Raw genomic sequence first — 16,384 nt, forward strand, 5'->3', positions numbered from 1 at the left:
CGGATGCACCGTGGGGATAGGGTGAAAAACAAAGCACACGAACGATCAGCGACCGCATCGCGACCGCATGAGCAAACGATCCACCAACCGACGCGCAGGGCGCGTCCCAGACCACGCGAGGGAGCGTTCAAGTGGCCGCATCGGCAACTGCGCAAGAATTCGACATCCTGGTACTCGGCGGAGGAAGTGGCGGATACGCCGCCGCACTCCGTGCCGTGCAGCTGGGCTTCACGGTGGGGCTCATCGAGAAGGGCAAGCTCGGCGGCACCTGCCTGCACAACGGCTGCATCCCCACCAAGGCCCTCCTCCACTCCGCGGAGATCGCCGACGGCGCCCGCGACGCCGAGAAGTACGGCGTGAAGGCGACGTTCGAGTCCATCGACATGAACGCGGTCAACGCCTACAAGGACGGCATCATCGCCGGCAAGTACCGGGGCCTGCAGGGACTCATCAAGTCCAAGGGCATCACCGTGATCGAAGGATCCGGCAAGCTGGCGTCACAGAACACCATCGACGTCGACGGCACCGTCTACACCGGCAAGCACATCATCCTCGCCACCGGGTCCTTCTCCCGCAGCCTCCCGGGCCTCGAGATCGGCGGCAAGGTCATCACCTCGGACCAGGCCCTGACGATGGACTTCGTGCCGAAGTCCGTCATCATCCTCGGTGGCGGCGTCATCGGCTGCGAGTTCGCCTCGGTGTGGAAGTCCTTCGGCGTCGACGTCACGATCGTCGAGGCGCTCCCCTCGCTCGTGCCCAACGAGGACGCGTCGATCGTGAAGAACTTCGAACGCGCCTTCAAGAAGCGCGGCATCAAGTTCAACACCGGTACCCGCTTCAAGTCGGTCGAGCAGAACGACGACGGCGTCGTCGTCTCGCTCGAGGACGGCAAGACCTTCGAGGCGGACCTCATGCTCGTCGCCGTCGGCCGCGGACCGGTCACGCAGAACCTCGGCTACGAGGAGGCGGGCCTCACGATGGACCGCGGCTTCGTCATCACCAACGAGCGCCTCCACACCGGCGTCGGCACCATCTACGCGATCGGCGACATCGTCCCCGGCCTGCAGCTGGCCCACCGCGGCTTCCAGCAGGGCATCTTCGTGGCGGAGGAGATCGCGGGCCTGAAGCCCGTCGTCGTCGCCGACCTCAACATCCCCAAGGTCACGTACAGCGATCCGGAGATCGCCTCGGTCGGCTACACCGAGAAGGCCGCCCGCGAGAAATTCGGTGACGAGAACGTGCTGACCCACGAGTACAACCTCGCCGGTAACGGCAAGAGCTCGATCATCGGCACCGGCGGGATCGTCAAGCTCGTCCGGGAGAAGGACGGTCCCATCGTCGGCGTCCACATGCTCGGCAGCCGCATGGGCGAGCAGATCGGCGAGGCACAGCTGATCGTCAACTGGGAGGCCTACCCGGAGGACGTCGCCCCGCTGATCCACGCACACCCCACGCAGAACGAGGCGCTCGGCGAGGCGCACCTCGCGCTGGCGGGCAAGCCGCTGCACGGCTGACGCCCGTCCGGGAGCCGTCACACGGTCCCACGAGCCTGGTCCACGCCCCGGAGGCGTGGACTAAGCTCGGAACCAGGAATCTCACGCACGTCCAGCTGAGCGGGCCACGCTCGTCGATCAGCTGTCAGGAACGATCTACGAAGGAGAAACGGGCGCATTATGTCTGAATCCGTGAACTTGCCCGCTCTCGGTGAAAGCGTCACCGAAGGCACCGTCACCCGCTGGCTCAAGCAGGTCGGTGACCGTGTCGAGGTGGACGAGCCGCTCCTCGAGGTCTCCACCGACAAGGTCGACACCGAGATCCCGTCGCCCATCGCCGGCGTCATCGAGGAGATCCTCGTAGCCGAGGACGAGACCGCCGAGGTCGGCGCACGGCTCGTCCGGATCGGCGACGGATCGGGCAGCAGTGACTCCGGCGATGCCGCTCCGGCCGCGGACGACGCACCGGCCGAGGCCGAACAGCCCTCGCAGTCCGAAGCATCGGAGGCCTCGGAGGCCTCTGAGGCAGAGGCACCGTCCTCCGACAGTGGGAACAGCGCCGGGAGCGACGACACCGGATCGGGCGAAGGCACCGAGGTCACCCTTCCCGCGCTGGGCGAGAGCGTCACCGAGGGCACCGTCACCCGCTGGCTGAAGGCCATCGGCGACGAGGTGGAGGTCGACGAGCCCCTCCTCGAGGTCTCGACGGACAAGGTCGACACGGAGATCCCGTCGCCCGTGGCCGGCACCCTGCAGGAGATCCGCGTCAACGAGGACGAGACCGCCGAGGTCGGCGCGGTCCTCGCCGTCATCGGCGCCGGCGCGTCCGCCCCTCGGAAGGTCGAGGCAGCATCGGGTGAGCCGCTCGTGGCCGCACCTGCCGAGGAGCGCGAGGACGCCCCGACGGAGAAGCCCGGCTCCCACCATGAGGCCGAGCGCGCCTCCGGTACGTCGGAGCCCGACGACGACGCGAGCGGCGCGCCGGCTCCGCAGCCCGCCGCTGCTGAGAAGCCGGTGGAGAAGCCCGCCGAGAAGTCCGGTGACAAGCCCGCCGAGAAGTCCGACTCCAGCGATTCGGACGCATCCGCGTACGTGACCCCGCTCGTGCGACGCCTCGCGCACCAGAACGACGTCGACCTGTCCGCCGTCAAGGGCACCGGGGTGGGAGGGCGCATCCGCAAGCAGGACGTCCTCGACGCCGCCGAGGCCCGGAAGGCGGCGCAGGCGGAGCCCGCCCAGCAGGCCGGTCCGGCCGCGCCGTCGCCCGCCGCTCCTGCAGGAGGCGCAGCACCGTCGAAGCCCGCGGCGCCCGCCGTCGAGCCCTCGAAGCTGCGCGGCACCGTGGAGAAGGCGCCCCGCATCCGCCAGACCATCGCCAAGCGCATGCGGGAGTCCCTCGAGGTCTCGGCGCAGCTCACCCAGGTGATCGAGGTCGACATGACCCGGATCGCCAAGCTGCGGACCGCGTCGAAGGACACCTTCCTCGCGCAGAACGGCGCGAAGCTCACGTTCCTGCCCTTCATCTCGAAGGCCGTCACCGAGGCACTGAAGCAGCACCCCAAGCTGAACGCCTCCTTCGACGAGGAGAAGAAGGAAGTGACCTACCACGACGCCGAGCACCTGGCGATCGCGGTGGACACCGAGAAGGGCTTGCTCGTCCCCGTCATCAAGGACGCCGGTAACCTCAACCTCGGTGGGCTCGCCAAGAAGATCGCCGATGTCGGAGCACGGACCCGCAACGGCCAGATCGGTCCCGACGAGCTCTCCGGCGGCACGTTCACGATCACGAACATCGGCTCCGCCGGCGCCCTGTTCGACACGCCGATCATCAACCAGCCGCAGGTCGGGATACTCGGGACGGGCATCATCGTCAAGCGCCCCGTGGTCATCACGGGTGTGGACGGCGACGACACCATCGCCATCCGGTCGATGATGTACCTGAGCCTGACCTACGACCACCGCCTGGTCGACGGCGCGGATGCAGGACGCTTCCTGCAGACGCTCAAGGCACGCCTGGAAGGCGGCGCCTTCGAGGCCGATCTCGGCTTCTAGCAGCATCCGGGCCGTCGCGCCCGCACGGAAGCCGCTTCCCCCTGGGGAGGCGGCTTCCGTCGTCCCCGGGCTACCGTCCGCCGGCGTCCCGGTCCAGCCCGTCCGCGCCGGCGTCGGTGGGGCGCGGCAGGACGCGGATGTGCTCCTAGGATGGGAGGGAAGTACCGGGCGCGACCTCCGCGTCCGGCCGGACAGCAAGGAGAACCATGGCTACCGTTCGCACAGCCCACACCATCTGGAGCGGAGATCTGCCCTCGGGCTCGGGGCAGGTCACGCTCGATTCCTCCGGCCTCGGAACCTACGACGTGACCTGGAAGGCCCGCGCAGAGCAGTCGGAGGGCAAGACCAGCCCCGAGGAGCTCATTGCCGCCGCACACTCCGCCTGCTTCTCCATGGCCTTCAGCCACGCGCTCGGCGAGGAGGGCAAGACGCCCGACCGCGTCGAGACCAAGGCCGAGGTCGACTTCCAGCCCGGCACCGGGATCACCGCGATCCACCTCACGCTCGACGCCACCGTGCCGGACCTCTCCGAGGAGGACTTCCAGCGTGTGGCGCAGGCCGCGAAGGAAGGCTGCCCCGTGTCCCAGGCGCTGGCCGGCGTGAAGGACATCTCCCTGACGGCGACACTACACAGCTGATCCCTGAGGCGGTCCTCACCGGCATCCGGTCCCGGACCCGCTCGCAGGACCGCTCACGGCTCGCAGGAGGAGACCCCCGGATCCGTTCCGGGGGTCTTCCTGCATCCTCGGCCGTCGGTTCGTCCTGCGTGGTCCGACCTGCGCGACGTCGGCTGTCGGCGAGGCCGATGACGCCCCACTACTCGGGGACGCCACTACGTTCGCGGGCCCCGACACCGTTCGTCGCGTTCGGGCGTCACCGCGTCTGCGGAGGCCCGACACCGTTCGTCTCGTTCGGGCGTCACCGTGTCCGCGAAGGCCCGATACCGTTCGTCGCGTTCGGGCGTCACCGCGTCCGCGCGGGGGCCCGATACCGTTCGTCGCGCACAAGTGGTTCGATGGAGACATGCGTATCCTTCTCGCCGGCGCGTCCGGGACCATCGGAACAGCCCTCGTTCGTCAGCTCGAGAAGAACCACGAGGTGACACGCCTCGTGCGGCGCGCACCCAAGGGGGCCGGGGAGATCCGCTGGGATCCGGCACGGGGTGAACTGGATGTCGCAGCGGTGGAGCAGGCAGACGCCGTGATCAACCTGTCGGGTGCGGGAATTGCCGGCGGTCTGTGGACGCGGAGCTACAAGGAGACCCTGTACGCATCCCGCATCATGCCCACGAGGACCCTGGTGCAGGCGATGCGCCGGGCGGCCCACCCGCCGGAGGTCTTCATCAGCCAGTCGGCGTCCGGTTACTACGGCGACCGCGGTGACGACGTGCTGACGGAGGATTCCTCGTCGGGCGAGACGCTGCTCGCGGACATCTGCCGTCGGTGGGAGGCGGAGGCACTCGGCGCCCCGTCCTCCGTGCGGGTGGTCCTCCCCCGCACCGGCATCGTCATGGCCAAGGAGGGAGGCGCGCTGCCCAACCTCCTCGTCCCGATCCGGGCGTTCATCGGGACCTCACTCGGGTCCGGTCGCCAGTGGTGGCCCTGGATCAGTCTGAACGACGAGATCCGTGCCATCGAGTTCCTCCTCACGGCTGACCTCTCGGGGCCCGTCAACCTGAGCGCCCCGACGCCCGCGACCCTCGACACGATCGCCCTGCAGCTGGGGAAGGCCTTCCACCGGCCGGTGTGGTTGCGGGCCCCCTCCTTCATCCTCAAGGCGGCCATCGGGCAGCTCGGCTACGAGCTCCTCCTCGTGAGTACCCGAATGCAGCCGCGCGCCCTCATTGCGTCTGGCTTCTCGTTCGACGAACCGACCCCGGAGGCGCTCGCCGCCTGGGTACGTCGGAACGTCGGGTCGACGCAGTAGCAGCATTTCTCAGGCAGGGGGCTCGATCGTGGAGTGGATCCGCCAGCCGTCCCCCGAATTCCAGAGGACGAAGATGATGTCCTGCCGGCCGGCCGCCATGAGCGACGGTGGCCCGCCTTCGTCGGCCGGGACGGTTCGTTCCTCGGTGTAGGAGGACAGGGCCGCGATCGCCCGCACCAGCGACACGGTCGTTCCGGACGGAGCACCGCTGACCGCAGGTGAGTCCGCGAGCGCCGGCAGCGCTGCACGCTCGTCCCCGGTGAGGGCCCTGGGCTCCCTGATGCTGATCGTCAGGTCCGGCAGCGTGACTCCGGACGTCGCCAGTGACTCCACCGCCTCGCGGTCTACCGTCATCGCCGGAGATCCCGCCACATCGATCCGCGACAACAGGGACGCATCCGCGGTCGCGAAGGCCTTCGCCCGTCGGCTCGCGAGATCACCGAGCGCGATCACCGGGTCCTCACTCCCGGAATTCTCCACAGCGGGTGCCGATGGAGCGGCCCCCTCCCGGGCACCGCCACCCGGATCGCGCTCCACCGCCTGATCCTCGATCTCGTTCTCATCCTCCTCCCGCGCCTGACCGGAGCCGGTCTCCGAGGCGCCCCCGTCCTCCGGTGTCGCCGCTCTTCCCGAACTCCGACCCCACCGGTCGACCTCCGCACCGTCCTCCGTCCGTGCCTCGCCGACACCCTCTCCCGGCTCATCCGCCGTCGTCGTTACAGGCGCGGACAGAACGCCTGGACCCGAAGGACTGCTCACCGTCAGTGCCAGCCCGGCGACCAGCAGCGCCAGGGCGAGGGCTCCCGCCACCATGGCCGCCCGGCTGCGGAGGGTCGCGTCCCGCTCATCGCGCGGATGCGACCGGAGGGAGCGGAGGCTGCCGCTAGCGGGTGTGCTGCCCGGCGCCGCGCCACCGCGGGGGCCGCCGGACGAGCCCCCCTCGATCAGGGAACCGGGGCGGACCGCCACGGCGGCGCGCCCCGATCGGACACGCATGGCCCTGGTCTGCGCCCTGCCTGCTCCGGGACGCGGAGTGCCGCGCCGCGCGGTTCGCTGCTCCCCGGGAGCGCGCCGTGAACCCCCCGGTGTCACCCCGCGCCGCCATGCCGAGCGCAGGACCGTCACAAGGCGCCGCCGACCCGTGGGTCTTCCGCCTGACGGGGCAGGTGCACGGCGGGTCATGAGCTCTGGGAGGACACTGGGATGCACGGCGGGCACCAGGTCGACAGGTTGGGCCGCCGCACTCGAGAGGAGTGTCCGGGCGAACTGCTCGGCGGTCGGACGGCGTCCGCGATCAGCGCTCAACCCGTCCTCGATGAGGTGCATGAGTGGCGCCGGGACCTCGGGCACCATCAGCGACAGCGGCGGGCGCTGCTCCGTGGGGCCGGGGACGCGCCCGGTCATGGCGAACCAGGTCACCGCCGCCAGCGCGAAGACGTCGGCTCCCGGGTCGAACCCGCCACCACCCGAGGGATCGATGAAACCGGGAGTCCCGTGGGACGTCGCCGCATCCGAGCCGAGCAGCCGGCCCGTCCCGAGATCGGCGAGGACGGGTTTACCCTCGTGGGTGAAGAGAATGTTCCCCGGCGTCACGTCGCCATGCACTGCACCGGCGTCGTGCAGGTACTGGAGGACCTGCGCGATGGGAACCAGCGACGTCACGACCTCCGGGATGGGCAGCGGACCCCGGCCGGCCACCAGGGCGAGGATCGATCCGCCCGCCGCGAGATCGGAGAGCAGGGCGGGGCCCTGGTCCGTCGGGAGGATACGGTGCACGCGGAGGAGGTGGCCGTGACTGAAGCGTTGCAGCAGGGCGAGCTCGCGCGCGAGACCGTCCGCCTCCGGAGGCGTCCCCGCCATCCCCCCGGCTGATGGCGCCTCCGTCGCGCGTCCGAAGGGCCCGGTCGGCTCTTCGGCCGCTGCGGTGAGGTGCTGTGCCGATGCCGGCGCCCTCCGCGCAGCGGAGATCGCGAGTGACGTCTCGGCAGCCCGACGCCCGCGCCGTGTGGGGGCTGACGACGCGCTGGGCGCGGCAGCATCGCCGCCGGACGAACGGCGTGCGATGCCGGCCGATCCGCCCTCTCCGGCTCCCGCCGGTCGCTTCCCCCGTGCGCCGCGCGGCGCTTCTGCAGCCTGCACGGCCGCGCCGGCGTCCTTCTGATTCCGGCTCGTGCGCGACGACTCACCCACGTCCGACGACGTCGTCGGCACCTTGAGCGCGAACCTCCGGCCGTCGGCGTCCGTGACCTGCCACACCAGGGAGGCGCCGCCCCGCCCGAGCAGGCGTCCTACGGACAGGCCCGCCACCACGGGACGAACGGGCCCGTCGTGCGACCACGGGTCGTCCGAGCGCAGCAGGGCGGCACCACTGGCATCCGGGTCCGGAGACGGCGGGAGGGAGGAGGGGTAGTGCATACATCTGTTCTAGGCGATGACGGCGTCGCCCCGAGGGTTATCCACAGCCTCCCGACATCACCCACCGACGGAGCTTGCTCCGATAGAACGTGTGTTCTATTTTTAACGTTCATCCGGCGATCGGAACAGGAACGTCATGAGGGACAGCACCATCGAGGGCGGAACGGCGTGGAGACCGCTCGACGAACCCATCGTCCTGCACGTCTCCCAGGTCGACGGCGAGACGCGACCGGAACGGATCCAGTGGCGTGGCTCGGAGTGGCGGGTCATCGGAGTCACCCGTCACTGGACGACCTGGCGCGCACTGCCGGTCCTAGGCTCGGATGCCGCCGGATCGGCGCCCGTGCGGGCCTTGAGGGCCCACTTCTGGCGCTTCCGCGCACAGACGAATGCCGCTGGACCCCTCCTGCACTTCGAGGTGCGGAGCGCGGGTCACGAATGGCGGCTGGTACGCCTGAAGCTGACCTTCTCGGTCCCGGAATGAGCTCGGCCGTCCTGATCCGACGATCCTCGTGTCACCGCGCGGGACTAGGCTTGCGCCATGACTCTCGTACTGTCGCGCGTCGGCCTCGCTCCCGACTACATCGAGTACACGCAGGGCTGGGAGATGCAGAAGGCGCTGCACGCGGACGTCGTCGCCGGCGCCGCACCCAGCACCGTGCTGCTGCTCGAACACACGGCGGTCTACACCGCCGGTAAACGGACCGAGGATCACGAGCGACCTTTCGACGGAACTCCTGTCATCGCCGTGGATCGCGGTGGCAAGCTCACGTGGCACGGGCCGGGTCAGCTCGTGGGCTATCCCATCCTCGCGTTGCGCGATCCAGCGAGGATCGCCGACTATGTCGACGTCCTCGAGCAGGTCATCATCGCCGCCCTCGCCCACTTCGGCGTCGAGGGAGTCCGGATCGCCGGCCGATCCGGCGTCTGGCTGCCGGCGTCCGGCACGGCGCCCGCCCGTAAGATCGCGGCGATCGGCATCCGGGTCAAGGATCGCGTGACGATGCACGGCTTCGCCGTCAACTGCAGCAACGATCTCGCTCCCTTCCAGCAGATCGTCCCGTGTGGCATCAGCGATGCGGGAGTGACCTCGATCTCGGCGGAATGCGGACGGACCGTCGAGCCCGCGGACGTCGTTTCACTCATCGAGGCCGAACTGCGCAAGAATGAGGCGGTGCTCGTACGCGCTGATGCCATCGAGCTATCCGGATCGACCCCCGACGTGATCGCCGGGACGGCAGACACAGCGGGCCCCGACACGATCGGCCGTGCCCGTCAAACCCAGCCAGAAGGAGCTTCACTGTGAGCCTTGCACCCGAGGGCCGCCGCATGCTGCGCATCGAGGCGCGTAACGCCGAGACGCCCGTCGAACGCAAGCCGGACTGGATCAAGGCCAAGGTGAACATCGGCCCCGAGTTCGTCGCCATGAAGAACCTGGTGAAGAAGGAAGGGCTGCACACCGTCTGCGAGGAGGCCGGGTGCCCGAACATCTTCGAGTGCTGGGAGGATCGCGAGGCGACCTTCCTCATCGGAGGTTCCGAGTGCACGCGGCGTTGCGACTTCTGCCAGATCGACACGGGCAAGCCCCAGCCGCTGGATCGCAGCGAGCCCTTCAAGGTGGCGCAGTCCGTGCGCTCGATGAACCTGCGCTACGCGACGGTGACCGGGGTTGCCCGTGACGATCTCGCGGACGAAGGTGTGTGGCTCTACGCGGAGACCATCCGCCAGATCCACAGCATGAACCCCGGGACGGGTGTGGAGATCCTCATTCCCGACTTCTCCGGGAAGCCCGAGCACATCGCGGCCATCTGCGATGCGGCGCCGGAGGTCTTCGCCCACAACGTCGAGACCGTACCCCGCATCTTCAAGCGCATCCGGCCTGCCTTCCGGTACGAGCGTTCACTGGATGTCATCACGCAGGGCCGGGACCGCGGCATGGTCACGAAGTCCAACCTCATCCTCGGCATGGGCGAGACGCGCGAGGAGATCTCGGAAGCCCTGCGTGACCTGCACGACGCCGGCTGCGATCTCATCACCATCACGCAGTATCTCCGCCCGAGCGAACGCCACCTACCCGTCGACCGCTGGGTGAAGCCCGGTGAGTTCGTCGAGCTGAGCGAGGAGGCCGAGGAGATCGGTTTCCTCGGGGTCATGAGCGGGCCCCTCGTCCGTTCGTCCTACCGGGCGGGCCGCCTCTGGGCACGGGCCATGCGCAGGAAGGGACTCGAGCTCCCCGCCGAGCTCGCGCACCTCGACGATTCGGGCTCGGCGATGCAGGAAGCATCGTCTCTCCTCGCCGGGTGACACCCGACCCGTTCCCGTGTCCGTGGGCGCCGGGGTGAGCGCTCCGACCATCCCGTAGAATCGAGGGACTATGTCACACGCGATCGATCCCTCAGGCTCACCCACGCCCAAGCGCCGTCTGTTCTCCCGCAAGCCGAAGGCGGACAAGGGGCCGAAGAAGCCCGGGCGGATGAAGCAGATCCGGGAAGTCTTCGCGATGACCCGCCGCAACGACCCGAGCGTCGTCTGGTTCATGCTGCTGGCCTTCATCGGCATCATCGCCGTCGGCCTCCTCGTGGGCCTGCTCATCAACAACGTCATCACGCTGATGATCATCGCGGTGCCGCTGGCGTTCCTCGCCGCCATCTTCATCCTCTCCAGGCGGGCCGAGAGGGCGGCCTTCTCGCAGATCGAAGGACGCCCAGGGGCGGCAGGCGCGGCTCTCAGCGTGCTCCGGAGAGGCTGGATCCTGCAGGAGCAGCCGGTAGCGGTGAATCCCCGCACGCAGGATGCCGTGTTCCGCGTCATCGGCCGGCCCGGAGTGATCCTCGTGTCCGAAGGTCCGTCGACGCGTGTGAAGCAGCTCGTCGACGGGGAGAAGCGGAAGATGGCCCGCATCATCCCCAACGTCCCGGTCCACGTCATCGAGACCGGGCGGGATGATCGCCAGGTGCCGCTCTCGAAGGTCCCCAAGGCCGTCCAGAAACTGAAGAAGACGCTGACCAAGCAGGAGGTCTACGCCGTGGACAAGCGCCTGACGGCTCTCGGCACGAAGCTTCCCATCCCCAAGGGTGTGGATCCCTTCAAGGCTCGCCCGGACCGCAAGGCCATGCGCGGCCGCTGAGCACCCGACATGAGACCACAAAAGCCCCTCCCGGAAACGGGAGGGGCTTTTCGTATGACGCACGGAAGGTATCGGAAGGCCCGGCCCTGCACCGACGTCCGGCTATGCACTCGCGCTGCGCCGGACGCCCGAGGCCATGGGAGGGATCAGATCCGGAAGAGACCCGTGGCACGGGCGCGATCGTGCAGGCCGCGCTGGTCGACATCGATGATCAGCGCCGGGATGACGAGGCACAGCAGGACGCTGCGGATCAGTGCCGTCAGGTACCCGGCCGGCTGCCCGTCCAGTGTCTGCACCTGCATCCGCAGGATCCGGTGCCCGATGCTGTAGCCGCAGAACCCTACCAGGAGGACCTGCTCGACAAGGAAGATGTACAGCGTGGCGAACCCGTCGTAGCCGAAGAACGCAGCCGACAGGAGGGAACAGAGCACCCAGTCGATCAGGAGCGCCGCAGCCCGCGGCGCAAAACGCGCTATGGAGCCGGGGCCGGATTCGGGCCGCCCGAGGCGCTGCCCCGGCCACTGCTGATTGCCGGAGGGCGCGGGGCCCTCCATCCACGCACCGAGGTCTCGTCTGTTCACCACGTCCCCAGCGTACCGGTCCCGCGCGGGGCCCATTATGCTCCTGCCGCACCGGAGACGCTAGGGTGGGGAGCGCAGTTCCTGTCACGTAACGTCCCGGAAACACGAGCGATACCAGCGAGAAACTGCCCGCTCCTACAGTTGTGACGAGTCGGCGGCAGCGTTCCATCCTGCCAGAGCCCGTGACTTCCCGTGCGGTGCAGGGGCACGCGCTGGCGCCGGATTCCACCCCAGCCATGCGTTAGGAGCATGAATCGATGTTTAAGAATGCGGACGAGGTCCTCAAGTTCATCGCCGATGAAGACATCAAGTTCGTCGATGTCCGTTTCACCGATCTTCCGGGGGTGCAGCAGCACTTCAACGTCCCCGCCAAGTCGGTCGATGCTGACTTCTTCATCCACGGTCAGCTCTTCGACGGCTCCTCCATCCGTGGTTTCCAGGGCATCGCGGAATCGGACATGCAGCTCATCCCGGACGTGACGACGGCGTTCGTCGATCCGTTCCGGACCGAGAAGACCCTCGCCCTGAACTTCTCGATCGTGAACCCCCGCACGGGTGACCCCTACCACCGTGACCCCCGCAGCGTGGCCGAGCGCGCCGAGGCGTACCTGTCCTCCACCGGTATCGCGGACACGGCGTTCTTCGCCCCCGAGGCCGAGTTCTTCATCTTCGACAACGTGCAGTACGAGTCCTCCCCGCAGGGCAGCTTCTACAAGGTCGACTCCATCGAGGCACCGTGGAACTCCGGCCGCGAAGAGGTCGGCGGGAACCTGGGCAACAAGACCCCCTTCAAGGGCGGCTACTTCCCCGTCTCCCCCGTTGACAAGCAGGCCGACCTCCGCGACGCCATCTGCGTGGAATTGGACAAGGCAGGCCTCGAGGTCGAGCGCTCGCACCACGAGGTGGGCGGTGCCGGACAGGCCGAGATCAACTACAAGTTCACGACCATGACACATGCAGCCGACGACCTGCAGAAGTTCAAGTACATCGTCAAGAACGTCTCCAACGCGTGGGGCAAGTCGGCAACCTTCATGCCGAAGCCCATCTTCGGCGACAACGGCTCCGGCATGCACTGCCACCAGTCGCTGTGGGCCGACGGCCAGCCCCTGTTCTACGACGAGCGCGGCTACGCCGGGCTCTCGGACACGGCCCGCTGGTACATCGGCGGCCTGCTCAAGCATGCCTCCGCCGTCCTCGCCTTCACCAACCCGACGGTCAACTCCTACCGCCGCCTCGTGAAGGGCTTCGAGGCCCCGGTCAACATGGTGTACTCGCAGGGCAACCGCTCCGCCGGCATCCGCATCCCCATCACGGGCTCGAACCCGAAGGCCAAGCGCATCGAGTTCCGCGCGCCGGACCCCTCGTCGAACCCGTACCTCGCCTTCGCCGCGCAGCTCATGGCCGGCCTCGACGGCATCAAGAACCGGATCGAGCCGGCCGAGCCGATCGACAAGGACCTCTACGAGCTCCCTGCCGAGGAGGCCAAGGACATCCAGAAGGCGCCGGGTTCCCTCGAGGAGGCACTGCTGGCCCTCGAGGCGGACAACGAGTTCCTCCAGGCCGGTGACGTCTTCACGCAGGACCTGATCGACACCTGGATCGACTACAAGCGCGAGATGGAGATCAAGCCGCTCTCGCTGCGCCCGAACCCCTACGAGTTCGAGCTGTACTACGGCGTCTGATCCGCGCCGCACCACCTGATCGACCGCCACGGCGGCTCCCGGACGGGAGCCGCCGTCGTCGTGTCCGGGCAGCGCTGCTCAGTACCCGTAGAAGTGCCGCTCGAAGATGGCCCGGCTCCGCCGTGTCATCCGCAGGTAGTCCTCCTCGAGGTCCGAGCCGCTGCCCGGACCGTACCCGCACCAGCGCGCCACCGCCTCGAGGTCGCGGCGCGGGGACGGGAGGAGATCGGAACCGCGGCCGCTCCAGATGACGTTCGCCGCACGGATGCGTGTGGCGAGGTTCCAGCCGGCCCGGAGGGTGTCGACGTCGTCGGCGGGCAGGAGTCCTTCCGCGGCGATGACGTCCAGGGCTGCGAGGGTGGACTGCACGCGCAGGCCCGGCACCGCGTGCGCGTGCTGCAGCTGCAGCAGCTGCACGAGCCACTCGACGTCGCTGAGGGCTCCCCTGCCCAGCTTGAGATGCCGCGACGGGTCGGCCCCGCGCGGGAGCCGCTCCGCCTCCACCCGGGCCTTCACGCGCCGGATCTCCCGCACCTCCATCTCGCCGAGGTCCTGCGGGTAGCGCACGGGGTCGATGAGGGCCACGAACTCGGCGGCGAGTCCGTCGTCGCCGGCGAGCGGCCTCGCCCGCAGCAGGGCCTGCGCCTCCCACACGAGCGACCAGCGGCGGTAGTACTCGCGGTAGCTGTCGATGGACCGCACCATCGCGCCCTGCTTGCCCTCGGGGCGGAGCGCCGCGTCGATCTCCAGCACGCGCTCGGCCAGCACCGGAGGTCTGCACGGCTGCGTGAGGAGGGCGGCCAGCCGGGCCACGATCCCCTCGGCCTGCCGCTGCGCGGCCGCTGCGTCCGCGCCCTCGAGGGGCCGGTGGACGTAGATGACGTCGGCATCGGATCCGTAGGTGATCTCCCTGCCGCCCTGCCGCCCCATCGCCATGACGACGACGTCGGTCAGCCGCGGTTCACCGCGGGCGGTGAGCTCCTTCTCGGCGACATGCAGTGCGCCGAGCACGGCGGCGCGATCGGCGTCGGCCAGGGCCTCCCCGACCTGCGCCTGGGTGAGGAGGCTGGAGCTGTCGGCGATGGCGATCCGCAGCAGCTCGCGGCGTCTGATCAAGCGGATCAGCCGGATCGCCTCGCCCGGCTCCGGATGCCGGGACATCTTGGACTGGATCTCCTGCCACTGCGCCTCGAAGGTGTCGGGTACCAGCGCGCTGTCCGAGCCGAGCCACTGGGTGGACTCCGGTGACACCTCGAGGAGGTCCGTGATGAACCTGCTGCTCGACAGGACGGCGCAGAGCCGCTCGGCGGCGGCGTTCGAGTCGCGCAGCATCCCGAGATACCAGTGGCTCTCGCCGAGCGATTCGCTGAGCCGCCGGAAACCGAGGAGCCCGGCGTCGGGATCGACGCCGTCAGCGAACCACGCCAGGAGGATGGGCAGCAACTGCTTCTGCAGCATCGCCCGCCGGCGCAGGCCGCCCGTGAGCGCTTCGATGTGCCGCATGGCGCCACGCGGGTCCTGATACCCGAGCGCGGCCAGGCGTGCCTGCGCCGCCTCGGCCGTCAGCTGGACGTCCTCCGGCCGGAGCGTGGCCGCATTGTTGAGCAGCGGCCGGTAGAAGATGGCCTCGTGCAGCCGCTTCACGAGCCGCCGCGTCCGCTGCCACTTCTCGTGCAGGCTCTGGGCACTGGGCCGGACGGTCACCATGCAGCCCTCCGACGACCGGGCGAGGGAGCGCAGCGCGGTCTCGTCCTCCGGCATCAGGTGGGTGCGGCGCATCTGGACCAGCTGGATCCGGTGCTCGAGCACGCGCAGGTACCGGTAGGCGTCGTCGAGGTCCAGTGCATCGGACCGCCCGATGTACCCGGCAGCGCTGAGCGCGGCGATCGCCGAGACCGTGTCCCGGACGCGGAGCGAATCGTCGAGCCGGCCGTGCACCAGCTGCAGGAGCTGCACCGTGAACTCGACGTCGCGCAGTCCGCCCGGGCCGAGCTTGAGCTGGCGGGCCTCCTCCTCCCGCGGGATGTTGTCGGTCACCCTGCGCCGCATGGCACGCACGGCCTCGACGAAACCCTCACGCTGCGAGGACGCCCACACGAAGGGCGCGATCGCCTCCTCGTAACGGCGGCCGAGCTCGAGATCGCCCGCCACCGCGCGCGCCTTCAGCAGCGCCTGGAACTCCCAGGTCTTCGCCCACCGACGGTAGTAGGACACGTGGGACTCGAGGGTACGGACGAGCTGGCCGTCCTTGCCCTCCGGACGGAGGTTCGCGTCGACCTCCCAGAGCGCCGGCTCCGGGCCGGGCGAGTAGACCCCGCGGGACATACCGGAGGCCAGACCGGTGCCGATCCGGGTCAGTGTCGCGTCGTCGAGGTCGTCACCCTCCACCACGTAGACGACGTCGACGTCGGAGATGTAGTTCAGTTCACGGGCGCCGCACTTGCCCATGGCGATGACGGCGAGGCGCACGCGCCGGACGACATCGGACCCGTACACCTCCCCGAGTTCGGCCCGGGCGACGGCCAGCGACGCCTCGAGCGCCGCAGCGGCGAGGTCGGCCAGTTCACGCGCGACGACGGGCAGGTAGTCGACCGGCGCGCAGTGGCCGAGATCGCGTACCGCGAGATCCGTCAGCTGCCGGCGGTAGGCGATCCTGAGCGCACGGTGGGCGTCCACCCCCGTGACCCCGGCGACCGGGTTGTCCTCCCCCGGGTCCGCCTGCACCGCCTGGAGGAGGACCGTCCGGAGATCCGCGGCCTCCACGACGCGGGGCGCGGCCGGACCGGGCACGACGACGTCGAGGTGCTCGGGATGGCGCATGAGGAACTCGCCGAGCGCCTCGGAGGCTCCGAGCAGCCGGAACAGGGCCGACCGCCTGCCCTCGTCGGAGAAGGTCGCCTCGACCGGGGCACGGCGCGCGGCCAGGAGCCGGACGAAGGACTGGAGGGCGAGATCCGGGTTCGCGGCGACCGCGAGGCCCGCGAACAGTGCGTCGTCGTTGAGCCCCTGCAGCTCCGGCGCGTCGAGGAACCGCCGGCTCTTCTCGAGGTCCGCGAACCCGTAACTGATCAGCTTGCGGTTGAGGCTCATGAGGCAACACTAGCCACG

General features: G+C 69.1%; 12 protein-coding genes. 9 read left to right on the forward strand and 3 right to left on the reverse strand.

The genetic code is table 11. The features are described from left to right. Window positions 1–131: 131 nt before the first annotated feature. The 4 genes from lpdA (at window position 132) to FNH21_RS10330 (ending at window position 5,471) form a co-directional block, all read left to right on the forward strand. A complete protein-coding gene (gene lpdA / locus FNH21_RS10315) occupies window positions 132–1,514 on the forward strand; it encodes a dihydrolipoyl dehydrogenase (RefSeq protein ID WP_191931844.1) in 1,383 nt (460 codons plus the stop codon). Window positions 1,515–1,673: 159 nt separating this feature from the next. Then, window positions 1,674–3,545 (forward strand): 2-oxoglutarate dehydrogenase, E2 component, dihydrolipoamide succinyltransferase, encoded by a 1,872-nt coding sequence (sucB, locus tag FNH21_RS10320; RefSeq protein WP_152814872.1) that lies wholly within the window; start codon window positions 1,674–1,676, stop codon window positions 3,543–3,545. A gap of 206 nt (window positions 3,546–3,751) precedes the next feature. After that, window positions 3,752–4,183, forward strand: coding sequence for an OsmC family protein (locus tag FNH21_RS10325; protein ID WP_152814874.1), 432 nt, complete (start codon window positions 3,752–3,754; stop codon window positions 4,181–4,183). Window positions 4,184–4,568: 385 nt separating this feature from the next. Then, on the forward strand, window positions 4,569–5,471 hold the full coding sequence (locus FNH21_RS10330; protein ID WP_152814877.1) for a TIGR01777 family oxidoreductase: 903 nt from the start codon (window positions 4,569–4,571) through the stop codon (window positions 5,469–5,471). 9 nt (window positions 5,472–5,480) lie between these two features. Here the strand turns inward: FNH21_RS10330 and FNH21_RS10335 are convergent, their stop codons facing one another. Continuing rightward, complete coding sequence (locus FNH21_RS10335) at window positions 5,481–7,886, reverse strand: protein kinase domain-containing protein (protein ID WP_152814880.1); 2,406 nt, start codon at window positions 7,884–7,886, stop codon at window positions 5,481–5,483. 136 nt (window positions 7,887–8,022) lie between these two features. Between FNH21_RS10335 and FNH21_RS10340 the strand changes: the two genes are divergently transcribed. The 4 genes from FNH21_RS10340 to FNH21_RS10355 all read left to right on the forward strand — a co-directional run bounded on the left by FNH21_RS10340 (window position 8,023) and on the right by FNH21_RS10355 (window position 11,013). Beyond that, window positions 8,023–8,370, forward strand: coding sequence for a DUF6504 family protein (locus FNH21_RS10340; protein ID WP_152814883.1), 348 nt, complete (start codon window positions 8,023–8,025; stop codon window positions 8,368–8,370). A 57-nt stretch (window positions 8,371–8,427) separates the two neighbouring features. Then, entirely contained in the window at window positions 8,428–9,192 is a 765-nt protein-coding gene (gene lipB, locus FNH21_RS10345; protein WP_152814887.1) for a lipoyl(octanoyl) transferase LipB, read from the forward strand. Next, entirely contained in the window at window positions 9,189–10,190 is a 1,002-nt protein-coding gene (lipA, locus tag FNH21_RS10350) for a lipoyl synthase (protein ID WP_055772215.1), read from the forward strand. The genes lipB and lipA overlap by 4 nt, the downstream gene beginning before the upstream one ends. A gap of 70 nt (window positions 10,191–10,260) precedes the next feature. Further along, window positions 10,261–11,013, forward strand: a complete 753-nt coding sequence (locus FNH21_RS10355; protein ID WP_152814889.1) for a DUF4191 domain-containing protein — start codon at window positions 10,261–10,263, stop codon at window positions 11,011–11,013. Window positions 11,014–11,159: 146 nt separating this feature from the next. Here FNH21_RS10355 and FNH21_RS10360 read toward each other — a convergent pair whose 3' ends face one another. Further along, window positions 11,160–11,597, reverse strand: a complete 438-nt coding sequence (locus FNH21_RS10360; protein ID WP_191931845.1) for an RDD family protein — start codon at window positions 11,595–11,597, stop codon at window positions 11,160–11,162. A gap of 254 nt (window positions 11,598–11,851) precedes the next feature. Between FNH21_RS10360 and glnA the strand changes: the two genes are divergently transcribed. Then, window positions 11,852–13,276: a type I glutamate--ammonia ligase gene (glnA, locus tag FNH21_RS10365; RefSeq protein WP_055772222.1), complete on the forward strand. Its 1,425-nt coding sequence runs from the start codon at window positions 11,852–11,854 to the stop codon at window positions 13,274–13,276. A 78-nt stretch (window positions 13,277–13,354) separates the two neighbouring features. Here the strand turns inward: glnA and FNH21_RS10370 are convergent, their stop codons facing one another. After that, window positions 13,355–16,366, reverse strand: coding sequence for a bifunctional [glutamine synthetase] adenylyltransferase/[glutamine synthetase]-adenylyl-L-tyrosine phosphorylase (locus tag FNH21_RS10370; protein WP_152814893.1), 3,012 nt, complete (start codon window positions 16,364–16,366; stop codon window positions 13,355–13,357). Window positions 16,367–16,384 lie beyond the last annotated feature (18 nt).

The sequence above is a fragment of the Arthrobacter bussei genome, from assembly GCF_009377195.2.
Classification (GTDB): domain Bacteria; phylum Actinomycetota; class Actinomycetes; order Actinomycetales; family Micrococcaceae; genus Arthrobacter_D; species Arthrobacter_D bussei.